Origin of the sequence: Bacillus cereus group sp. RP29 (assembly GCF_040459765.1) — a bacterium.
Taxonomy (GTDB): domain Bacteria; phylum Bacillota; class Bacilli; order Bacillales; family Bacillaceae_G; genus Bacillus_A; species Bacillus_A paranthracis.
This window is the reverse complement of record NZ_JARVHN010000001.1, coordinates 1,826,700-1,848,373: the sequence shown is the minus strand read 5'-3', so window position 1 is coordinate 1,848,373 and position 21,674 is coordinate 1,826,700. Positions and strand designations below refer to the sequence as shown.

Sequence of the window (21,674 nt, the reverse complement as noted above, 5' to 3'; positions counted from 1 at the left end):
ATTATTTCTTTGGAAATAATTCAGAAAATACTAAGAGAAGATATGCTAAAATTCCTTCTTACGATATATAAATACCGAAATAACAAAAGAAAAGATATATATGATAACGCCAAATATTGTATATAGAATGGAAGCATATAAAGATGAATTTAAATTTGATATTGGAAATTGTTCTATTAGATAGCCAATTACACTTTGTAATCCAAAATAAGTAACAAGTCCCCCGCATGCGCCTCCAATTGTAATAGCATCAGATTTTTCTGCTCCAAAAACATAGAGAAGTGGGTAGGCTATTGCTCCGGCATTAAGGATGATGAACGTCCCTAAAGAAACACTCTTAAATATCCCATCATCAATTGGTGTATCTGAAACGAAACTATGTATATAAAATATGCCATACGACAATAAAGTACCAATAATTACAACTAAAAAATAGAAAAGGTAATGACTTTGTACAATGTTATTTCTAGTAACCGGTAAAGTAAGTACATATTTTTCATAACCTGACTTACTCTCATATTTAATAACTTCAAGTGCAGGAATTGCAGCAAATAAGATAATGAATGTAGCAATTAAACGGTACATTGAAGCATTACCAAAATAAAAAACAAATCCCGATCCTAATATCGCTATTCCCATGAACGTAAAGAAAGTTCGATACACTAGATAATAGTTTGTCAATAATAAACCTCTCATTTATTTTTCACTCCTCGTTAATAAGACACTCATTTCTTCTATCGAAATGGTTCTATGAGCAATACCACTTGGTAATTTATATATATCTGATACGAGTACATTGAAATATGAACCAAGTCTCCTTCTAGCCACAACTATATCTTTGTTAATTAAAGCTAATTGTTCTTCATCAACGTCTACAATGGAGTAACTTTTCAAAACTTTATCCTTTTCTTCGTTCAATAAAATTTCTCCATCTTTTATAATGATAAGATGGTTAGCTATTTTTTCTACATCACTCATAATATGAGAAGAAAGTAGTATACCACCATTACTTTTACTCACAAAACTTTTTAATTCCTCTAACACCTCTTCTCTAGATGAAGGATCGAGACCACCCGTCGCTTCATCTAGAATTAATAATTTTGCATTATGCGATAACGCAACAGCTATAGTTAGTTTCATGGACATTCCACGCGAGAATTTACCTACTTTCTCATTAGTAGGTAAAGAAAAAGTATGAACTAATCGATAAAAATTATCTTGATCCCAAGATTCAAACATCTTTTCAAAAACTTTGTTTAGTTGCTTTATCGTAAGATGAGCCGGTAGATTCATAGCATCAAATACGACTCCTATCTTTTCCTTAATCTTGGCATCTTTATTTATATTTTCTTCACCAAATATTTTTACTGTACCACTATCTTTAGAAATTAATTCTAGTACTGTTTTAAAGGTTGTTGATTTCCCTGCTCCATTGTCACCAATGAATCCAACAATTGATCCAGACGGCACATTGAAGGAAACATCTCTTAAAACAACTTTGTTTCCAAATGATTTACTTAAATTTTCAATTTCTAGAAGATTTGACATCATTACACTCCTATCTTAACTTTTCATAAAAATATGTTTTCATTTATTAAAAATTATCCACTTTTTCTCTCACTTTCTTTTTCAGTTTAAAAATAAGACGATTACTATATTCTTTATTTTCTACTAAAATTCGATACGCCTCTAATACTCCTAACACACGAACAAAAAGATAAACTCCAATAGCAATAAGTACAACACAATAAGGGTGATACTGGACTAATTCTCCTGAAGTGATATGCTTTTTCTCAAATAAAAAAGGTAGCGCTCCTGCTGCTATAAAACAAAATCCAACGATTATTACTACAGCATACTTTTTCTTAATAATTGCATATCTTGTTGTCAATTCTTTTAGAAAGTTTTGATCAAATAATAATTCTTCCTTTTTTAATACATTGTATCGACTCTCTTCTATCATTACAGGTACCATCATCGCTCCAATTCCAAGGACAGCAATAATAATAACAAGGAATGTCGACATTGTTGCATCTTCTTTAAATAGTAAATATGGTATTGTAGATAAAATGAGTAAACTAAATCCTAGCGCTATATATTTAGAAATTTTTTGTCCATACGCTACATACCCTTCTGCCATTTCCTGACTTACGTAATAGCCATCCACATTTTCATTACTTTTCTCTGCAGTTTCTTTTAATAAATAGTCGAGTGATACTTCAAAAACATTTCCAATCATTATTAACTTTTCAGTTTCAGGAAAACCTTGACCGTTTTCCCATTTACTAACCGCTTGCCTTGTTGTGTTTAATTTCTCAGCTAATGCTTCTTGAGAAAGGCCCTTTTCCTTTCTTAATTTAAAAAGCTTTTCACCAAATCCCATATGTGTGTGTCCCCCTTTGTTTTCTTACCTAAATTGTATGTAAACATTGCCTTTATCTCTATCTTCCTGCGGTTGCACTTTGTCAACTTACGGTTGCGAATGTGTTATATAGCGGTTTTCTATACAATTTAGCTAGTTTTCTTTTATGATTATGGTGTAAATAAAAACCTCCCATCTCAATAACCAATTATAACAATTAAAGGTAATTATTGTTACCCGAAAATAAAAACTCCTTTATTTATTTAAAGGAGTTTTCGATATGAAATATTCTAAGATGAGCTAATTTTTCTTTCTCATACTAATTCACAATTTCTTCTATACATTTTTGTACGTTGTGCAACGATTCATAAGCATCCCACACAGTATATGTTGTCATCTCTTTATATAAGGCATATTCATATATATGTAAATATTTCTCCTATTAACTTCCCTAATAAAAACACTTTTTAATAATCATAACGGCTTCTGCTTAAACTTTTCATAATGTCGTACTTTTAATAAAAGGACATTCCCGCAATCTGTACAAATATAAGCATCTACTGGTGAAGATGTGAACATCGTCTCCTTTTTCCGTATTTGTGCATAACCGACAAACTCACCTTCTCCTATATTTTGAGAACCACAATTAGAGCATGTCTGCACGTCTTTCTGTTTCATGAGAGCACCACCTTTAATCTGTTTCTACTCCCTTCGACAGTTCACTTCCATTTCCCTTCCAAAAAACCTCTTATTCTCTTACATTTCAACAGGAATCTCAGAACAAACATCGTATATGTACTATGAAATATATTTATTGACGGGGGAATCTCATGAGTACAATTATGACAATCAATACCGCACAAGAAATTGAAAACGCAGAAATACATATGCTTTCTTCTAGATTAGCACTATTACAAGCAATGGACGGAAATCCAATGCAGGTACAAGTGAAAAAGTTCGGTAGTGCCACTGCCTTTTCATCAAAAGTAATTGCTGGTCCTGCTTTTAATACAGTAAAAGGCGTTACCTTTACAAATACAGATGAGATAGATGCGATTCTCTCTTATTATCAATCACTACAAATTCCTTGCCGTTTTGAAATTACACCAGCGCAAGGTACAGCTGAACTATTTCAATACTTATCTGAAAAAGGTTTTTATCAATCTAGCTTCCATACCGCTTTATATAGTACACCGCGAGAAGATCCGTCCCTTCTTCCTTCTAACATTTCAGTACGCAAACTAAAAGAAAATGAGTTTGATGTTTTTGCAGACATATATGTACGTGGATTTAACATGCCATCCTTTACAAAAGATGGCGTGCGCCAAAATAACGAAATTCTCCACAATAAACCAGGATGGCATTTTTTCATAGCTGAAGTTCAAAACATTCCTGCGGGCATTGGTGTCCTGTATATAAATAAGGGTGTCGCATCATTAGCTGCTTCTGCTACTTTGCCAGAATTTCAGCGTAAAGGTTGTCACACTGCATTAATTCAAAAACGAATTGAGACAGCTATTGAATCCAATTGTCATTTAATAGTCGGACAAGCAAGATTCGGTAGCAGCAGTCAAAATAATATGGAACGTGCCCATATGAAGATCGCTTATACAAAATCAATCTGGACCGCCAAAAACATATAATTAACATCCTTTCTCTTCTCATTACTACTTTATACACTTTATGACAATTCCTTTTCAACTCTATTAACCATTTGAATATTCAAACTAAATCTGTTACGCTATTGCTAGATACATCATTCAACTTGCAATATGAAAAGAGAATTCTAATCAAACTACAAGGAGGAGAAATGTATGACAAAGCATGATCATGGTTTAAAAGAAAAAGTAGAAGGTGCCATTGATAAAGTAAAAGGTGAAGTAAAGGAAGTTGTCGGGAAAGTAACTGACAATAAGAAATTACAAGCTGAAGGAAAATGGGATAAGGTAAAAGGCACTGCTAAAGATACTGTCGGTAATGTAAAAAAGAAAGTTAATGAATATAAAGAGAATAAAGAAAATAAATAAAAAACGAAAATGTAGGGTTGTGCAAGTAGTAAGTTACTAGATTTGAGAAAAGAGAAATTGCACCCATAAAAAATCATTTTAAAACGACAAATAGATGCCTCAAGGCATCTATTTGTCTATAAATAACTATTTTAATTACCCAACCCTTAAGCTTTTCCTTACTAACATTTTCTAACATAATGCCTTTGCTACAGTAAAGGCTTACTTTGTGAAATTTGGTTTTAGATCACCTGTATACGGTTCATGCTCAACAAAGATTTTTATATCTTTTCCATTCGCATCTTTCCCCATTCTTGTATACGTAAATTTTTCTTTATTTAATTCTGTAAGTTCAAGAACTGCACCGTATTTATTATTTCCTAACGAAACGTGAGCTCTTATTTTATTACCATGTACAACATCAAAGAAACCGTAGTCTCCACGACTTTCTCCAGTATTCACATTGAAAAATTCGTATTTATTTGTATTTTTATCGTATTTTGCTAGACTGATTAAGTTTGAGTTATATTTTGTTACATCATTACCTTGGTCGTCTAATACCACCGTTCCGTTCCATAGTGTACTAGATAAAATTTCATCTCCATCAACATCTTTAACTATTTTACCTGTCGAACTTTCTAAATTTTTATCAGGCCGCGTGAAAGAAAGTTCTTTTTCATGGTACGGAATATGTTCAACAAACACCTCTACATCGTTCCCTTTTGTATCTTTCCCCATTCTTTTATATGTAAATTTCTCCTTATCTAATTGCGTTAATTCAACAACTGCTTGATAATTTTGCGTCTCAGAAATTAGTACTCTTTTCTTTCCATCATTCGTTATAAAAAAGGTACCGCTATCATTACGACTCTCTCCTGTACTTGCATTAAAAAATTCATACCTTGCCGTTTTAGCATCATACTTTGCAAGCCCGATGAAATTTTGATTTTCTTTCGTTACATCATTATGATCTTTGTCATAGACTTTTGTCCCTTGCCAGTTTGTTTCACCAAGTATACTAGCTAGTTGTTGCCCCTTCGTCTTTTGAGTTTGCTTAGTTTCTTGTATTGCATTGTATAAAAATTGTGCATACTGTTCACGCGTCACATCCATATTTGGAGCAAAATTTCCTCCGCCTACTCCTTTTGCAATATTATTTGTTTGAACAGCACTAATTGCATTGCTTGCCCATGAGTTCGTTGAAACGTCATTAAAAGTGTGATCACTCTTTGCCTTTAAATGAAAAGCATTTGTAAGAACTTGTGCCATTTCTGCACGCGTTAAGGAAGCCTTCGGTCTAAAGTTCCCATGCTCGTCACCCTTAAAAACGCCCATTTCTGTTAAAGACAAAATCTCCTTTATATAACTTGTCGAATCTTCACTTACGTCTCCATATGGGTTCTGATAATTTTTGTCTTCTGCCAAATTAAAATAACGATATAGTAAAGCTGCAACTTGTTCGCGTGTCACGTTATCTCCAAAACCAAATCTTCCATCATCATAGCCGAAAATGATTTTCTCGTCTGTTAATTGCTGAATCGCCTCATATGCCCAGTGCCCCTTTGGAACATCTTTAAATACACCAGTATGATTCGTTTTTGGTGTAATCTCTTCTGCTTTCACCACTCCAGTCGTTTCACTTAATAGACTTCCACCTAAAACTGCTGATATGATACATGTTTTTAAAATTGTTTTATTCATAGCTTCCCAAACCCTTCCTTCATTTAACAAAGAATTACACCACTTTTCTTTCAAAAGAAGATTCTATGTGCGCAATTTATGTTATAAATTTTGATTACAGCTAATGGAATACAAAGTGTTACACATTCAAATTTCTTATTTATAGTATCAATAGCTGCTATATATAGGAATTATAAATAACAACTATAAATTGCCCATAAACAAATTATTAAAAAAAGATAAAATTAAGATAATATATTTTTAATCTCAACTTTTTTATAAAAAAACGTTCCTTTTAGCAAAAAAGATGGCTTGAAATTAAAAGTTCATTCTATTTTTTTGTTTATGTTATCATGATAAAAGAAAGAATATTTCGAAATAAAAAAATTGAATTTGGGCAGAAATGAGGAAAAGAAATTGAATATTGAGCAACAATTATATGATGTGGTGAAACAGTTAATTGAACAAAGATATCCAAACGATTGGGGTGGAGCCGCAGCGATTCGTGTAGAAGATGGAACAATTTATACAAGCGTTGCTCCGGATGTAATAAATGCTTCAACTGAACTTTGTATGGAAACAGGTGCAATTTTAGAAGCTCATAAATTTCAAAAGAAAGTTACACATTCTATTTGTCTTGCGAGAGAAAATGAGCATTCTGAATTAAAGGTACTCTCGCCTTGTGGTGTATGCCAAGAACGTTTATTTTATTGGGGACTAGAAGTACAGTGTGCGATTACAAATGCTAAACAAGATATTATTTTTAAACCTTTAAAAGAGTTGCAACCATATCATTGGACAGAAGCATATCATGATGAAATGGCAAAAGAATGGAGTACGAGATAGAGGAATAAGTTTCATTATTTTCCTGATGACAATAAAAAAATGTCACGGCCTTTTCCAAATAAAACATCGGAAAAGGACGTGACATAACACTTATTTTATAATTGACGGAAGTTTACTTCCCTTCACTTTTTTCTAACACATACAAATCTTCTTCAATATTAGATAGTTTCTCTGTTACAAGCTTTCTTGCATCTCCAATTGCTTGATTGTATGCAAATGGTCCAACTAATTTAATCATTTCTTCTATTAAACGCTCTGCTTGAAAACGCCCAATTTCATCTAAATCTTCTTCAACGAAAAATTGCTGAATTTGTGCTACAAGCTCTTCTTTTTTATCATTTGGTATTTTTATATTCATCATCATTTATTACTCCTCTATATGTAAGATAGTATGTTTCTTAACTCTACCATAGAAAAACGCTTTCCAGGACAACTTTTTGTAACGCCTTCTAGCTCCCTATGACCGAGTATATTTTCTTTCTTTATAGCAAACCGATTCATAAACATTTTACATAAAGAATATAATGCATTCATTTGTGCGGTAGTTGGATCATATTTATCAAAATTACCCGTCATACATATTCCAATTGTATCTCTATTATGATCTTTCGCATGTGCTCCAATATGTAAACCACGTCCTTCGACTACAGTTCCATCTTCTTCAATAAAATAATTGTAACCGATCCCGCTCCACCCTCTTACTTTTTGATGAAATTCATGTGTTTTATACACATCCCATCCATCTTCGGATGTATGGTGAATAATCAGTTTGTTTACTTTTTCTAAAGGAACTAATTCATCTTGAAATGCTAAATTTACACATTTAATTTCCATTTGAATATCCCCCTTAAAAATCAATCATCATAATTGTTTTATCATCTGGTCGTATTCTCTTTTCCCCTTCTAACTCTTCAATAATTGCTACATATTCATTTATACTATTCTTTCTTATATATGCAACAGTTTGTTCGAGTGGCCAATCTGGGTGGAATAATCCGTCTGAACAAATAAAAATCCCACTCACTTCATCTACATGTAATTCCCCATGCTGTAAATAATGAATCACTTCTTTCATTCCATTCGCAACGGAATATCCCCCCTTCACATTTGCAAGATAACGATTGTATTTTAACTGTTCTCGCACATCTTGAAAAACATGTTCTTCTGGTACAGATAACCCTTTTTTACGATCTTCTTCTCTTTTCTTTTTTGCTCGTTTACTAATTCCTTCAACCGTATCTTTCGTTAATACTTGCATCGTTCCTTTTCGAAATATTGCGACAATCATACAGTCCCCTAACTGTGCATATTCAATTTTCTCACCAACTATTTGGACTGCCGCGATACATGTGCACCACAAATGCTCTTTCTTTCTCGTATCTACTCCATATGCTAACATTTTTCTTTGCAATGCTTCATTTGCTTTTGCAACTGCAACTTGTAAACTATGATTTTCGCGGAATGAATTAAAATAACTTGCAAATAAATGTGAAGCGATGTATGCTCCATTATGTCCCTTTTCATCATGAAACGGGACAAGTGGTGTTGCACCGTCACATACACCATAAATCTTTTTTTCTTCATTACAAAAATAAGAATCCTCACATTCTTGCTTCAACGGGCTTTTCTGTTGATATGTTTTTATTTTCACAACTGTATCTCCTTTCAAATGGTAAAATACTCAAATTCTTTTGATTAATCTAATTTTCCGAAATAAACTGTTTTTACCCAAAACTTTCAATATCATATATAATCTTGAAATAATATGAATTTTTCAGTGAAGGACGGGAAAGAGATGGTCAGATTTCTTGGTGTTATTATTGGTTCTATTATTATTGCGATTGCCTTTAATCTTTTCCTTATCCCCCACAAAATTTTAAGTAGTGGAATTGGCGGAATTGCTATTATTTTAGGGATTGTAACTCCTGTAAACACAGGTATTATTAACTTTGTATTAAACTTACCTATCCTTATTTTAGGATACATAGGTCTTGGAAAAAAAGTCATTTTTAACACGATTGTCTCTGTTATTGTATTATCTGTTGCATTATACTATGTTCCAGTGAAAGTCGTAGCAACAGATCCACTTTTATCATCTATCTTTGGTGGTGTTATTGCCGGAGCTGGTATCGGTCTTGTTTTTAACTGTAATGGATCAACTGGTGGATTTGATATTATCGGTATGTTGTTATCTCGCAAAAGAGATATTAAACTTGGCGGATTCCTTATTATTTTAAATGCAGTCGTTGTAATCATTGCAGGATTCTTCTTCACTTGGGATGTTGCTCTTACAAGCTTACTTTCGATTTATGTAACTGGTAAAGTTATTGATGCTATTCATACGAAACATCGGAAGGTTACACTTATGATTGTAACAAATGAAGCAGAAAAAATGAAAAAACAACTTCTTTCAACTGTTGTACGTGGCATTACATTACTTGATGGCGAAGGTGCTTATTCTAGCGAAAAGAAACGTGTACTTATGACAGTCATTTCTCGTGAAGAATTAGCAAGTATGAAATTAACAATTTCTGAAATTGACCCTCATGCATTTGTTAACATTACAGAAACGGTTGAAGTATTAGGATTGTTTAGAAAAGGTTAAAAAACTAGGTGGATTTCCACCTAGTTTTTATTTTCCATAAATTCAATTCGATTTCCGAACGGATCTGACACATAAAATCGAATTACATCTGGTCGTGCATGATCATCTATTACTTCAATGCCTTGCTGTATTAACGCTTGTTTAAATTCATCTATGTTTAAAACATAAAAAGCCGGATGTGCCTTTTTAGCTGGGGTAAAGTTTTGCTCAACTCCGATATGAATCTCTTGATTTCCACACTTAAACCAGCACCCACCGCGCTTCTTTAATTCCTCTGGCTTTGGGATTTCCTCCATACCAATTTTATTACTATAAAACTCTCGCGCTTCTTCTTCACACCCTACAGGCGCAACTACTTGTACATGATCGATCCCTTGAATATAAGTTCTCATTTTCTCTCCCCCTCTTCTACCCTAATGTTATAAGGAAAACCTACTCCTGTAACTTACAAATGATTTATAAAACAATATAAGCTCCCCTTATTACCACCCTATACGTACTTTTCCAAAATAAAGAAAACAAAATTTATTATATAACTTCCATTTTTTATAGAAATACACGTTACATCTATATTATAGTTATGAATAGACAAATCTTTTTAGATGCTATTTGTACGGAGGAACTATTATGAGTCGTAAAAAATATTCATCAACTCAAAAAAAACGTCATCCGAACATTTCTAGACGTTTGCGAAACCATATACAAGATCGTTCATTAGCAGAAATGTACGCATCTCTGTTCGAACACAACCCTGATGGTATTATTTCATTAAATTTAGAGGGAATTATTATACACACTAATCCTTCTGCTGAAAGAATACTAGGTTACACTTCTTCAGAATTAGAGCGAAAAAGCATTACCTCGATTTTAGAAGCTCATATTTCTGAGCAAGTATTACAAAATATAAAGAATACGGAAGCGGATAATCAACAAGAGTATATTTTATCTATTTATCATAAAGATGGATTCTTATTAGATGTCGTGACAAAACTAGTTCCTATTTTTGTCCAAAATCGTCTAACTGGCGTATATGCCATTATGAAGCCTCTTGAAAAATCAGAAAGAATTGAGAAAAAGCTGAAAGAAAGTGAGAAGAGATTACGCACATTAGTAAACTCCATGCCTGCGTTTGTTATATTTAAAGATCATGAAGGGCGCTGGCTTGAGGCAAATGACTACGCACTTTCTTGCTTCAATTTCCATCATGTACCTTACCACGGAAAAAAAGATAGTGAACTCATTCAATATAATGAAGCGTACCGAGAAGCTTTTTTACATTGTGAAGAAGTCGATGAATTAGCATGGCAACAAAGACAAATTCTTCATGGTGAAGAATTTATTATTCATAGAGATGATTTCGACCTAATCTTAAGTATATCGAAAGTTCCTCTCTATCACCCTGACGGCTCCCGTAAAGGTCTTATCGTAATGGGAAGAGATATTACTGAGCTAAAGGAAACGGAAAAGTTATTACGAAAATCTGAAAAGCTCGCAGTAGTCGGACAACTGACAGCTGGAATTGCTCATGAAATTCGAAATCCACTCACTTCTCTAAAAGGTTTTCTAACATTGCTACTCCCTGAAATAAATGAGGAGCAGAAGTGGTATATCGATGTTATGTTAAGTGAAATTTCACAGATGGAATCTATCACGAGTCAATTTATGGCGATGTCTAAACCACAAGTATTAGCAATCCAAACTTGTAACATACAAACTTTAATTGAAGAGGTAGTTACATTTATTTTACCAACCGCAATTATGCATAGCGTTCATATCATTATGGATCATTTTGATTACGTATATGACATTCAATGTGACGGTAACCAATTAAAACAAGTTTTTATAAATATATTAAAAAATGCGATTGAAGCAATGCCAAATGGCGGAAATATTTTCATCCAAACAAAACCATTAGAGGGTAATTTCATCTTAATACGGATCATCGATGAAGGTTGCGGTATCCCAGAAGATCGTATCTCCCGTTTAGGCGAACCTTTTTATAGTTTAAAAGAAAAAGGCACAGGGCTAGGATTAATGATGTGTTACAAAATAATTGAAGAACATCATGGTAAATTACACATTTCAAGTGAATTAAATAAAGGTACGGTCGTTGATATTCACCTACCACTTTCTTCACCTCACCTTGCAATCCAGTCTTAAATAATAAAAGAAGCATCTGCTAACGATTAGCAGATGCTTCTTTTATTATTTATACTTATAGAACTGTTTTTCCATACCATTCTTTTGCTTTTTCTACTTCACCCATCGTTAATTGATGTCCTCTATTTTCCCAATGCATTGTTACATTAGCGTTTGCATTTTCTAATAGTAGCTTCAATTCCTCTGACTCAGAAGATGAACAAATTGGATCATTTGTCCCAGCAGCAATAAACACGGATTTCCCAGCTAAATTAGGCAATTGTGTTCCTCTTCTAGGCACCATTGGGTGATGAAGCACAGCACCTTTTAACGCATTTTCGTAATGGAATAATAAGCTTGCCGCAATGTTTGCTCCATTTGAATAACCGATAGCTACAATGTTGTTTCTATCAAATTCATATGTTTTTGCAGCTTCGTCTAAAAACTCATTTAATTCCTTCGTACGGAAAATAAGATCCTCTTCATCAAAAATACCTTCTGCTAATCGACGGAAGAAACGTGGCATCCCATTCTCTAATACATTTCCACGGACACTTAATACTGAAGCTTCCGGATCCATTATTTCTGCAAGTGGTAATAAATCTAATTCATTACCTCCTGTACCATGAAGTAATAGCAATACTGGTTTTGACGTATCTTTTCCTTTTTGAAAAACATGTTTCATCATAATCCTTTTCCCCTTTCAATCACTTTAATCTAAATTTCTCACTTCAAATGGTAAAAGCGTTTGTTCAATCTGTTTTCTATGTTTTTCATATTGTTCCGGTAACTTTAATTCCTCACCCATCGTCTCTAACGATTCATCATGAGCGAAACCAGGGGGATCTGTTGCAATTTCAAATAAAATTTCACCGTGTTCTCTAAAATAAATTGCGTTAAAATAATTTCGATCTTGTACAGGAGTTACGTGGTATCCAAAACGGGACACATACTCTTTCCAGTCTAGCTGATCAGCATCGTCACTCGCTCTCCAAGCAATATGATGAACTGTACCAACACCCATTTGACCGCGTCCGATTGTCGATAATTTCAAATCAATAATATTGCCAATATTAGCAGAAGAACGGAATCGAACAAATTCACCCTCTTCTCCAATTTTCTCAAGACCCATGATATGTTCTAACAGTTCAGCAGTTTTTTGAGGCTGCGTTGATAAAAGAACTGCACCACCAAATCCTTTAATTGCTACTTCTGGCGTAACTTCCCCAAAAGTCCAATTATTTAATTCGCCTTCTTCTCTTTCTACTAATTCTATATGCAAACCATGTGGATCATCAAATTCTAAGTACTGTTCTCCAAATCGAGTCATTTTTGTATACGAAATATCGAATTTTTCTAATCTATTTTCCCAAAACTCCATTGCCCCTTTTGGTACAACATAAGAAGTGATTCCTACTTGACCGTCACCAATAACTCCTTGACGAGCACCTGCCCATGGGAAAAACGTAATGATTGTTCCCGGTTTTCCCCCTTCATTACCAAAATAAAGATGGTACGTACCTGGATCATCAAAATTCACTGTTTGTTTCACTAAACGTAAACCTAACACACCAGCGTAAAAATCTACATTTTCTTGTGGATGCCCTACAATCGCTGTAATATGGTGGATGCCCATTGTTTTCTTTTCCATTTCTTCCACTCCTTTTTTATTCCATTATAAAAATTGCTTTACATTAAGATTCATTATTCATTTTGTCCATACTGACTAGTAAAATCCGTCATGATAATTTTATCTCGAATTCGAGATATTGATTTTAAAATTATACATTAACTTCCAGTTCCTTAAATTATCTCAAATTCGAGATAATTATTTAAAAAATATTTAATCCATTTGAAATCTTTATTCAAAGTACAAATTAACTCGAACTCAAATTTATTATAAGTTACTTACTTTTAGTTGTCAACAAGTTCCTTATTTTCATTTTAAATAAAAAGAGAGTAAACGCCAGTTTCGTTTACTCTCTTCGCTAATCATTTCGTTTCTTCTTCCAGCACTGCTTCCATCTCATTAAATTCACGATGAATTGCTTTAACTGGTTCTTTCGTTAATAAACTTATAACAATCACAGCTAATAAGCTACAGAAGAATCCAGGTACCATTTCATACATATTCGCTTTTAAACTTGGAATTTGTACCCAAGTAATTACAACTACTGCACCAACAATCATCCCAGCAAGAACGCCCCATTTGTTCGTTCTCTTCCAATATAAACTTAATAAAATGGCAGGTCCGAATGCTGAACCAAATCCTGCCCAAGCATAACCGACGAGTGTTAAAATTGTATCACTTGGATGATACGCTAAAACAACTGCGATCATAGCTACTACTAAAACTGACAGTCTACCGATAAATACAAGTTCTTTATCACTTGCGTTACGACGGAAAAATGTTTTATAGAAATCTTCCGTTACTGCACTTGAAATAACAAGTAATTGCGAGGAAATACTACTCATAATCGAAGCCAAAATAGCTGATAATAAAAATCCAGTAATGTACGGATGGAATAAAATGTTTGAGAATGTTACAAAGACCATTTCCGGATCTTGTAATGTCGCATTATTTTTAGCGTAATAAGCAATACCAACTAGACCAGTAAGCATTGCACCTATAATTGAAATCGTCATCCAACCGATACCGATTCTACGAGAAGTTTTCAAATCTTTAATAGAGGTAATTGCCATAAAGCGGACAATAATATGTGGTTGACCAAAATACCCAAGACCCCATGCTAAAAAGGAAATAATACCAAGAATTGTGGTCCCTTTAAACATATCTAAATGCGATGCATCAACTTGCTTAATCGTATTGAATGTTTCTGTTACACCACCGACATCTGTAAAAGCAACAATTGGTACTAATACGAGAGCAATAAACATAATACACCCTTGCACAAAGTCGGTCCAACTTACTGCTAAAAAACCACCGAATAGTGTATAAGCAACTACGACACCAACAGTTACAAATAAACCAATTTTATAATCAAGGTTGAAAGAATTTTCAAACAAACGTCCACCTGATACTAAACCAGCCGACGCATAAAATGTGAAAAATACTAAAATGACGATAGCGGAGACAAAACGAAGTATTTTCGTACGATCTTTAAATCGATTCTCTAAAAAGTCTGGAATCGTAATTGAATCATTAGCCACTTCTGTATACGTTCGCAAACGCGGGGCAAGAATTAAATAGTTTACATAAGCACCTATTAATAAACCTATCGCAATCCACACACTTGATAACCCTGTCGCATACATCGCACCAGGTAATCCCATTAGCATCCAACCACTCATGTCAGAAGCACCAGCTGATAAAGCTGTAACTGCTGGACCGAGTCCCCTTCCGCCTAACATATAATCTGATAAATCGGATGTCTTCTTATAAGACCAATAACCGATATACAACATACCTGCCATATAAATAGCAAGCGAAGCCATAATCTCAATCTTCACCAAATCTCTCCCTTAGTTACATAAGCCATTCAAAATTTCGAAAAATGACTTTTTCTATTTTCTTGTTTTCGCTTATGGTTCCCTACCTTAACAAACATTTTTTGTTCTTTCAAGTGAACAGGTGTTTTTTACTGCATGTGAAACCCTTCATAAACGCCTTTATCCCAGTGGATTACCCGGTTTTTAAAAGAAATTAAAGTAAAAATATTCAGAAAATAAAACACCTATTTTTTTAATAAAAATAAGCCATACAAATGTATGACTTTTAATCTATTAAACATAGCTTACTTCTATTTACTAGTAGGAAACAATTCTGAGAGAGGAACTATCCCTCCCATCTCATCTTTAAATACAATATGCTCCCTCGTTAAATGACGCGGACTCTTTACTCCCGCTGCTGCTGCTAACGAAAACAAACTATATCTCATACTAATAATATAATTCATAACTCGCCACTTCTTCTCATACGGATCTAACGCTTTTTGATAGTGCGGATTCGTCGTGGCCACACCAGATGGACATTGGCCAGAATTACATTGAAGCGCCATAATACAACCGCTTGCCATCATAAAACCACGTGCCGAGTTTACAGCATCTGCACCAATCGCTAAAGCAATTGCCACTTTATCTGGTGTAATTAATTTCCCCGAGGCAAACACTTTGAATTTATCACGAACACCATACTGATTCGCTGTATCAATACATGTCAGTAACGCTGGAATAAGCGGCATCCCCATACTATCTGCCATCGATTTATATGTTGCTCCTGATCCACCTTCTGAACCGTCAATTGTAATAAAATCCGGATAGATATTTAACTCTTTCATCGTTTTAAATAAATCTTCCAACGGCTCCTGCTGTCCAATTACAATTTTCATACCGATTGGTTTCCCGCCAGTTTCTTGCAACTGTTGAATAAAATAAAGTGTCTCTGCTGCATTATTTAAAAATGAAAATCGATTCGGTGAATTAATTGTCTCTCCCTCTCGTACATTCCGAACAAAAGCAATTTTCTCGTTTACTTTTTGCCCCTCTAAATGACCACCACGTATTTTCGCACCTTGCCCAAATTTCAATTCAAATGCTTTAATATTACTTTCTTTCACTTTCTCCATAAATTTCTCCATTGAAAAATTCCCGTCCTCATCACGGTATCCAAATAGCCCTGGACCAATTTGCGCAACGATATTCGCCCCTGTATGTAAATGTTCTGGAATAACGCCACCTTCACCAGTATTAATCCACGATCCGCCTGCCATTTTCGCTCCAAAGCCGCTCGCTAAAATATAATTTTCGCCAATCGCACCGTAAGAAGTTGCTGATGCCCCAAACATGCCATACAGTTTCCACGGATATTTACGATTTTCGCCGACGATAATTGCATCGTCTTCTTCGTATAACCAAATATTCGTTGTATCCGCTGTCAATTTTTCTCTCCGTGAAAATAATCCTTCTTTATGAATCACATACTTTTTCCCTTCACGTTCTTGCGTTACGTTCACACTTAATTCTTCTGTTAATACCGGAAACAACGTATTAGCAATATAATAACCAGATGCTTCAAAATCTCGTTTCGACCCAAAACCAAGTATTTCAGAGCGATACTTCGCTAAAAACATAACACTTTGAAAATCGTAACGTGAAAAAGGTTTTCCATCTGTATCGTGATCAAACCAATATTGTCGGAATTCCGGCCCTATCTTTTCCAGTAAGTAACGCATTCTTCCTAAGTATGGATGTAATTTTAAAATAGAATGATGCGTCCGTTTTTTTATAAAAAATGTGATAATAAAAAAGACGATTAAAAGCAACATTAATAATAGTAATATGCTAATAATAACGAGTAGCGTTTCACTCATCTCGCTTCCCCCTATGAAATTCCATAATAAAAGGAGAACACTCCATGTGTTCTCCTTTTATCTTTATTCAAATTAATGTAGCAAGATGCTCTTTCGCGTCATATTCAACTAAACTTTCAGCATGTTTAATTCGATGAACAAAATCTGGATTAGCAATTAACGGTCTTCCGAATGCAGCTACGTCAATTGTTCCTTCTTGCAACGCTTCTTCAGCTTCTTTCGGATTCAAATTACCAACCCCAACAATCGTACCCTCCCAATATTTTCTTACTAATTGATGAAAATTCTTTCCGTCAGCAATCACTTGCGTATAATTCATCGTTGAAGGATGAATCATCGTTAACCCAACTTCTTTAAACATATTTACAAATGTTTCAATTGCCAGCTCAGGGTTTTCCCACATATAAGTAGGATTATCCCCTTTAAAAGCAGAGAAACGAAGAAGTGTTTTATCAGCTCCAACTGCTTCTATTACAGCCTCAGTTACTTCTTTCATAAACGTTAATCTTTGCTTTAAGTCACCGCCATATTTATCAGTACGCTTATTAGCAAACTCATAAGTAAATTGATCAATTAAATATCCGTGTGCACCGTGAATTTCTACCCCATCAAACCCAGCTTCAATCGCATTTTTTGCTGCTTGTGCGTATTGACTGATAACTTCTTGTATTTCTTCTAATGTCATTGCTTCTGGTGTATCGAATGGTTTGCGAAAACGTGGAACATTCCCTTCTGCAGCGATGGCAGAAGGCGCTTGGGGCATTTGCCCACCAATTATTTCATGATGACTCATACGACCAACATGCCATATTTGAGCAATAATTGTCCCGCCTTCTTTATGTACTGCCTCTGTAACAGGTTTCCATGAATCAATTTGTTCTTGCGTATAAATCCCTGGTACTCCTGGATTGCCTTTCGCTCTCGGACTAATGACAATTCCTTCTGTAATAATTAATCCAACTCCGTCAGCAGCACGCTTTCTATAGTACTCCACTACATCAGCACCAACTACTCCAGTTTCATTGTCTGCAAAGCATCTTGTCATCGGTGCCATTGCTATGCGATTACGAAGAGACCAAGCTCCGACTTGAATCTGATCAAACAACTTCGTTTCTTCAATATTTTCAAAAGATCCCCAAGCGTTTACATTTGTTCCTTCATAAATACTTGCCGCTTTATTATTAGAACTTGCCATTTTTCTTCCCCCTTAAAAATTCTTGCTATAATCGCATCATACTTACTTTTAAATAGTAACGTCAATTTATACGACTTTTCTATAAAACATTCGAATATCCAAAAAACAGAATGCTATAAATAAACTAAAAAGGTTTCCTTAGTAGGAAACCTTTTTTAGTTGATCATATATGGCTGTCAATTTCTTCATCTCTTTAATATAAAGAATCCCTTATCAATAGAAGTGAAAATGGTTCAGTATTCTTCTAAAAATAATAACTTATATACCTAAAACAATGAAAGCCCTACCTCTCTTTCATCCTTACGGCTCCTCGTCCGTGCCAGTGTGAATCAGGATTGCAAAAATCAAGTAACTATTTTATCGAAGTATTGAATTAAACTTCGAACATTCGTAAAAGAATTAAAAAATAAAAATGGATATGATTGTAGTAATAACAAAAGAGGTTAATGCTCTAAAAGTGGTTTGAAAGAGTTGAATGTCTTTGAAATGATTGATTGTCTATAATTATGTTCCCAAAAAATTCAAAACCTTTTTTGGGATGCCATATATTATTTGTAATGAACCTTAACAAAAGCTTTTTATTTGATTTTCTGTGATACCTTCAATTAATCCCAGTTCACTAATCAAAAATTCATGTGCGTTATCTAACATTTTCTTTTCGCTTGCATTAAGTGCCTTTTCTTTCTGTATACGCATTAAATCACGCACAACTTCAGCACCTTCTTGCATTTTACCCGTTTTTATTTTATCAGTGTTCAATTTATATCTTTGTTTCCACGTAAGTAATCTATCTGATTCTCCATGTTGAAAAATATCTATTATGTGTATTAATGCCGTGATATCCGTTACTGGTCGTATATTTGAACTCAATATTTTCCCTTCAGGAATCATTATTTCCATATTACTAGCCGACATTTTTATAACATAATACTGTTGTTTTTTTCCTGCGATTTCCTTCTCTCCTATGGCTTTAATTATACCTGCTCCTTGCATTGGATAAACAATGTTATCGCCAATTTGAAACAAATAATCCACCTCCATATATGGTAACCTTCTCAAGTTTAACATACTTTTAGTTTTTTAGCAAAATTTTTATTTTATCACAAAAATATTTTATACGTCAACACTTCAGAAGCAAGAAATTAAATTCACACAATACACTATAAAAAACCGCAATTTTATTAACGGTTCCACACACATTCATTCTCTTTTAACATAAAAACACATCACTACATTTGAGTAGTAATGTGTTTTTGATAAAGCGTAAATAAAAATCTACTTTTCCTTCTATATACTAACCTGCTTACTAACTGTTTCCCTCGCTAAAAGAAAACTCATAATCACTTGCGCAGCTACTCGACTCGTCATATCTCTGAAATCAAGAGTTGGATCAATTTCTACAATATCCATCCCTTGCACAAGCGGTTCTTTACCAAGCAATTCAATCGCATCAAGTAAAGTCATACTGTCCATTCCGCCAGGACCGATTGCTGGACAACCTGGTGCGAATGCTTGATCTAGTACGTCCATATCAAGAGAAATGTAAATAGAGGTCACGCCTTGCTTTCTTAATACTTCAATACTTTCTATAATAATATCTTTGATTTCTCGCTCTCGTACATCTTTCATTGTGTACACTATCACACCGTGTTCTTTTGCATATTCATGGTACGCTCGTGCATTTGAAAAATTACGAATACCGATTTGAACGAGTTGTTTTCCTGTAATAACACCATTTTCTAATAAACTACGGAACGGTGTACCATTTGACGGACCACCATCTTCTAAATTGCGCAAATCATGATGGGCATCAAATTGAATAATACCGACCTTCCCTTTACTATTTGCAAATCCTGTTATACTCGGAAAACTAATCGAGTGATCCCCACCAAGAACGATTGGTATCATGTTCGGATTTACTTTCGTTACATGACCAACTGTTTTCGCAATTCGGTTATGACTTTCTTTTATATCCGTCACATGCATCGTAATATCGCCGCAATCATATAAGACACTTTCTTTCATATCATGTTCTTCTGTAATTGCGTACGTGCTATATGCATCTAACATCGCACGAATTGTTTTTGGAGCAAAACTTGCTCCTGAATGACTAATAGACGGTTTAGAAAGGGGTGCTCCAATTAAGGCCGCACCGAATATTTCCACGCCTTCCTCCCAATCTTTAATCATTTCACTCCATTTTGTCACTTCACGATCGATAAACTTGGCATTTTTCTTTAAATAGTGGCCGTGCTCCACGATTGTTCACCTCTTGTATATGCGATATTACCATTCTTCCATACTGTATTTACATGACTTACGCCGTAATGATACGGTACGTAAGCATAATTGTAAGCATCCCATAGCACTAGATCTGCCTTGCGACCTACTCTAATTTTCCCAGCTACGTCACCACGATTAATTGCGTAAGAAGAGTTAACTGTTACGGCATTCCAAACTTCTTCTGGTGTCATTTTCAACTTCAGCATTGCGATGCTCATAATAAGCTGAATGTTTTCCGTTGGACAGCTGCCTGGGTTAAAGTCTGTAGCTAAAGCTACCGCAACACCTTCATCGATCATTTTACGACCGCGAGCAAAGCTTTCTTTATTTAAATAGAAAGTTGTTCCTGGTAATAAAGTGGCTACTGTATTAGAGTTTGCAAGCATTTCAATTCCTTTATCAGAAGCACCAACTAAATGGTCCGCTGATGCTACACCAATTTCAGCTGCCGCTTCCGCACCACCAAGAGGATCAATTTCATCCGCATGAATTTTCACATCAAAGCCAAGCTCTTTCGCTTTTAATAAAAACTCTTTTGACTCTTCAACAGAAAACACGCCTGTTTCGCAGAAAATATCAACAAATTCAGCTAATTGCTTCTCTTTCATTTCTGGCAGTAAGTCTAACATCCATTGTAAAAATTCTTTCGATCTACCTTTATACTCTTTCGGAACTGCATGAGCACCTAAAAATGTAGAAACTAAATCGATTGGATGCTCTTTTTGTAATTGTGCAGTTGCCTCTAATTGTTTCCATTCTGTCTCATCATCTAATCCGTAACCACTCTTCGCTTCTACAGTTGTAACTCCGAAAGATAGCATACGGTCTAAATGGAATTTCGCTTTTTGAACGAGTTCTTCTTTCGACGCCTGTTTCGTTGCATTTACCGTCGAAAGAATACCTCCGCCTTGTTCCAAAATTTCTAAGTACGGAACTCCTTGTAATTTTAGCGCGATTTCATTTTCACGAGATCCACCAAATACAAGATGAGTATGCGGGTCAACAAGACCAGGAGAAACCATTTTCCCGCCGCAATCAATAACTTCTTTCGCTTGTAATCCTTTCGCTTCTTCCGCTGTTCCAACGAAGGTAATTACGCCGTTTTCAATTCCAACCGCACCGTTTTCGATAACAGGAAGCGTGTTCATCGCTTCCCGTCTTAACAAGCCATCTTCTTGATCCATTGTTAGCAATTGACCGATATTTATTAGTAAAGTGTCCAGCATGT

22 protein-coding genes and 1 pseudogene are annotated in these 21,674 nt (G+C 34.6%); 5 read left to right on the top strand and 18 right to left on the bottom strand.

The window, feature by feature from the left end:
* Positions 1 to 45 precede the first annotated feature (45 nt).
* From QCI47_RS09755 to QCI47_RS09735, 5 genes and pseudogenes are all read right to left on the bottom strand, one after another.
* Positions 46 to 696 carry an ABC-2 transporter permease gene (locus tag QCI47_RS09755; protein ID WP_071742834.1) on the bottom strand — a complete coding sequence of 217 codons (651 nt, stop codon included), beginning with the start codon at positions 694 to 696 and terminating at the stop codon, positions 46 to 48.
* Complete coding sequence (locus tag QCI47_RS09750) at positions 697 to 1,548, bottom strand: ABC transporter ATP-binding protein (protein ID WP_353811761.1); 852 nt, start codon at positions 1,546 to 1,548, stop codon at positions 697 to 699.
* Positions 1,549 to 1,594: 46 nt separating this feature from the next.
* Positions 1,595 to 2,383 (bottom strand): helix-turn-helix domain-containing protein, encoded by a 789-nt coding sequence (locus QCI47_RS09745; protein ID WP_071742831.1) that lies wholly within the window; start codon positions 2,381 to 2,383, stop codon positions 1,595 to 1,597.
* A 301-nt stretch (positions 2,384 to 2,684) separates the two neighbouring features.
* Positions 2,685 to 2,759 (bottom strand): annotated as a pseudogene (locus tag QCI47_RS09740) (GNAT family N-acetyltransferase); the annotation flags it as partial.
* Between the two features lie 77 nt (positions 2,760 to 2,836).
* The gene (locus tag QCI47_RS09735; protein WP_000810212.1) at positions 2,837 to 3,040 is read right to left on the bottom strand and encodes a hypothetical protein; all 204 of its coding nucleotides are present in this window, start codon (positions 3,038 to 3,040) and stop codon (positions 2,837 to 2,839) included.
* 152 nt (positions 3,041 to 3,192) lie between these two features.
* Between QCI47_RS09735 and QCI47_RS09730 the strand changes: the two genes are divergently transcribed.
* Together QCI47_RS09730 and QCI47_RS09725 are read left to right on the top strand one after the other, a co-directional pair.
* A complete protein-coding gene (locus QCI47_RS09730; protein WP_074532757.1) occupies positions 3,193 to 4,005 on the top strand; it encodes a GNAT family N-acetyltransferase in 813 nt (270 codons plus the stop codon).
* A 171-nt stretch (positions 4,006 to 4,176) separates the two neighbouring features.
* The gene (locus QCI47_RS09725) at positions 4,177 to 4,389 is read left to right on the top strand and encodes a CsbD family protein (protein ID WP_000160413.1); all 213 of its coding nucleotides are present in this window, start codon (positions 4,177 to 4,179) and stop codon (positions 4,387 to 4,389) included.
* Positions 4,390 to 4,590: 201 nt separating this feature from the next.
* Here QCI47_RS09725 and QCI47_RS09720 read toward each other — a convergent pair whose 3' ends face one another.
* Positions 4,591 to 6,069 (bottom strand): DUF4822 domain-containing protein, encoded by a 1,479-nt coding sequence (locus QCI47_RS09720; protein WP_142243353.1) that lies wholly within the window; start codon positions 6,067 to 6,069, stop codon positions 4,591 to 4,593.
* 396 nt (positions 6,070 to 6,465) lie between these two features.
* On the opposite strand from QCI47_RS09720, the gene QCI47_RS09715 reads away from it, so the two are divergent.
* Positions 6,466 to 6,894 (top strand): cytidine deaminase, encoded by a 429-nt coding sequence (locus QCI47_RS09715; RefSeq protein ID WP_076868615.1) that lies wholly within the window; start codon positions 6,466 to 6,468, stop codon positions 6,892 to 6,894.
* 112 nt (positions 6,895 to 7,006) lie between these two features.
* On the opposite strand, the gene QCI47_RS09710 is transcribed toward QCI47_RS09715, so the two are convergent.
* Genes QCI47_RS09710 through QCI47_RS09700 form a run of 3 tightly spaced genes read right to left on the bottom strand, consistent with a single transcriptional unit; the run spans position 7,007 to position 8,563 of the window.
* Positions 7,007 to 7,258 carry a DUF2164 domain-containing protein gene (locus tag QCI47_RS09710; RefSeq protein WP_001983516.1) on the bottom strand — a complete coding sequence of 84 codons (252 nt, stop codon included), beginning with the start codon at positions 7,256 to 7,258 and terminating at the stop codon, positions 7,007 to 7,009.
* A gap of 11 nt (positions 7,259 to 7,269) precedes the next feature.
* A complete protein-coding gene (locus QCI47_RS09705) occupies positions 7,270 to 7,728 on the bottom strand; it encodes a peptidoglycan recognition protein family protein (protein ID WP_000402952.1) in 459 nt (152 codons plus the stop codon).
* A 13-nt stretch (positions 7,729 to 7,741) separates the two neighbouring features.
* Positions 7,742 to 8,563 carry a protein phosphatase 2C domain-containing protein gene (locus QCI47_RS09700; protein WP_139339251.1) on the bottom strand — a complete coding sequence of 274 codons (822 nt, stop codon included), beginning with the start codon at positions 8,561 to 8,563 and terminating at the stop codon, positions 7,742 to 7,744.
* 96 nt (positions 8,564 to 8,659) lie between these two features.
* On the opposite strand from QCI47_RS09700, the gene QCI47_RS09695 reads away from it, so the two are divergent.
* Entirely contained in the window at positions 8,660 to 9,499 is an 840-nt protein-coding gene (locus QCI47_RS09695) for a YitT family protein (protein ID WP_001997999.1), read from the top strand.
* Between the two features lie 20 nt (positions 9,500 to 9,519).
* Here the strand turns inward: QCI47_RS09695 and QCI47_RS09690 are convergent, their stop codons facing one another.
* On the bottom strand, positions 9,520 to 9,891 hold the full coding sequence (locus QCI47_RS09690) for a VOC family protein (protein WP_309422885.1): 372 nt from the start codon (positions 9,889 to 9,891) through the stop codon (positions 9,520 to 9,522).
* 235 nt (positions 9,892 to 10,126) lie between these two features.
* On the opposite strand from QCI47_RS09690, the gene QCI47_RS09685 reads away from it, so the two are divergent.
* Positions 10,127 to 11,659: a BA3702 family sensor histidine kinase gene (locus tag QCI47_RS09685; protein ID WP_000087671.1), complete on the top strand. Its 1,533-nt coding sequence runs from the start codon at positions 10,127 to 10,129 to the stop codon at positions 11,657 to 11,659.
* Between the two features lie 55 nt (positions 11,660 to 11,714).
* Here QCI47_RS09685 and QCI47_RS09680 read toward each other — a convergent pair whose 3' ends face one another.
* From QCI47_RS09680 to hutI, 8 genes are all read right to left on the bottom strand, one after another.
* A complete protein-coding gene (locus QCI47_RS09680; RefSeq protein ID WP_000975470.1) occupies positions 11,715 to 12,326 on the bottom strand; it encodes an alpha/beta hydrolase in 612 nt (203 codons plus the stop codon).
* A gap of 24 nt (positions 12,327 to 12,350) precedes the next feature.
* Positions 12,351 to 13,289 carry a ring-cleaving dioxygenase gene (locus QCI47_RS09675; protein WP_353811760.1) on the bottom strand — a complete coding sequence of 313 codons (939 nt, stop codon included), beginning with the start codon at positions 13,287 to 13,289 and terminating at the stop codon, positions 12,351 to 12,353.
* A 341-nt stretch (positions 13,290 to 13,630) separates the two neighbouring features.
* Positions 13,631 to 15,109 (bottom strand): sodium/proline symporter PutP, encoded by a 1,479-nt coding sequence (gene putP / locus QCI47_RS09670; RefSeq protein WP_309422886.1) that lies wholly within the window; start codon positions 15,107 to 15,109, stop codon positions 13,631 to 13,633.
* Positions 15,110 to 15,399: 290 nt separating this feature from the next.
* Positions 15,400 to 16,968, bottom strand: a complete 1,569-nt coding sequence (locus tag QCI47_RS09665; protein WP_309422887.1) for a glutamate synthase-related protein — start codon at positions 16,966 to 16,968, stop codon at positions 15,400 to 15,402.
* A 67-nt stretch (positions 16,969 to 17,035) separates the two neighbouring features.
* Positions 17,036 to 18,163, bottom strand: a complete 1,128-nt coding sequence (locus tag QCI47_RS09660) for an alkene reductase (RefSeq protein WP_061184789.1) — start codon at positions 18,161 to 18,163, stop codon at positions 17,036 to 17,038.
* A gap of 564 nt (positions 18,164 to 18,727) precedes the next feature.
* Positions 18,728 to 19,189 carry a CarD family transcriptional regulator gene (locus tag QCI47_RS09655; protein WP_309422922.1) on the bottom strand — a complete coding sequence of 154 codons (462 nt, stop codon included), beginning with the start codon at positions 19,187 to 19,189 and terminating at the stop codon, positions 18,728 to 18,730.
* Between the two features lie 261 nt (positions 19,190 to 19,450).
* Positions 19,451 to 20,422 (bottom strand): formimidoylglutamase, encoded by a 972-nt coding sequence (gene hutG / locus QCI47_RS09650; protein WP_061131651.1) that lies wholly within the window; start codon positions 20,420 to 20,422, stop codon positions 19,451 to 19,453.
* Positions 20,401 to 21,672 (bottom strand): imidazolonepropionase, encoded by a 1,272-nt coding sequence (gene hutI, locus QCI47_RS09645; protein ID WP_353811758.1) that lies wholly within the window; start codon positions 21,670 to 21,672, stop codon positions 20,401 to 20,403. Before hutI ends, hutG begins: the two co-directional genes overlap by 22 nt.
* Between the last annotated feature and the right edge of the window lie 2 nt (positions 21,673 to 21,674).

Coding starts and splice junctions, on each gene's coding strand:
- QCI47_RS09725 (WP_000160413.1), top strand. CDS start 4,177: ATGACAAAGCATGATCATGGTTTAAAAGAAAAAGTAGAAGGTGCCATT.
- QCI47_RS09675 (WP_353811760.1), bottom strand. CDS start 13,289: ATGGAAAAGAAAACAATGGGCATCCACCATATTACAGCGATTGTAGGG.
- QCI47_RS09680 (WP_000975470.1), bottom strand. CDS start 12,326: ATGATGAAACATGTTTTTCAAAAAGGAAAAGATACGTCAAAACCAGTA.
- QCI47_RS09710 (WP_001983516.1), bottom strand. CDS start 7,258: ATGATGATGAATATAAAAATACCAAATGATAAAAAAGAAGAGCTTGTA.
- QCI47_RS09685 (WP_000087671.1), top strand. CDS start 10,127: ATGAGTCGTAAAAAATATTCATCAACTCAAAAAAAACGTCATCCGAAC.
- QCI47_RS09735 (WP_000810212.1), bottom strand. CDS start 3,040: ATGAAACAGAAAGACGTGCAGACATGCTCTAATTGTGGTTCTCAAAAT.
- QCI47_RS09745 (WP_071742831.1), bottom strand. CDS start 2,383: ATGGGATTTGGTGAAAAGCTTTTTAAATTAAGAAAGGAAAAGGGCCTT.
- QCI47_RS09755 (WP_071742834.1), bottom strand. CDS start 696: ATGAGAGGTTTATTATTGACAAACTATTATCTAGTGTATCGAACTTTC.
- QCI47_RS09720 (WP_142243353.1), bottom strand. CDS start 6,069: ATGAATAAAACAATTTTAAAAACATGTATCATATCAGCAGTTTTAGGT.
- hutI (WP_353811758.1), bottom strand. CDS start 21,672: ATGCTGGACACTTTACTAATAAATATCGGTCAATTGCTAACAATGGAT.
- QCI47_RS09705 (WP_000402952.1), bottom strand. CDS start 7,728: ATGGAAATTAAATGTGTAAATTTAGCATTTCAAGATGAATTAGTTCCT.
- QCI47_RS09690 (WP_309422885.1), bottom strand. CDS start 9,891: ATGAGAACTTATATTCAAGGGATCGATCATGTACAAGTAGTTGCGCCT.
- QCI47_RS09665 (WP_309422887.1), bottom strand. CDS start 16,968: ATGAGTGAAACGCTACTCGTTATTATTAGCATATTACTATTATTAATG.
- QCI47_RS09750 (WP_353811761.1), bottom strand. CDS start 1,548: ATGTCAAATCTTCTAGAAATTGAAAATTTAAGTAAATCATTTGGAAAC.
- QCI47_RS09730 (WP_074532757.1), top strand. CDS start 3,193: ATGAGTACAATTATGACAATCAATACCGCACAAGAAATTGAAAACGCA.
- QCI47_RS09695 (WP_001997999.1), top strand. CDS start 8,660: ATGAATTTTTCAGTGAAGGACGGGAAAGAGATGGTCAGATTTCTTGGT.
- QCI47_RS09660 (WP_061184789.1), bottom strand. CDS start 18,163: ATGGCAAGTTCTAATAATAAAGCGGCAAGTATTTATGAAGGAACAAAT.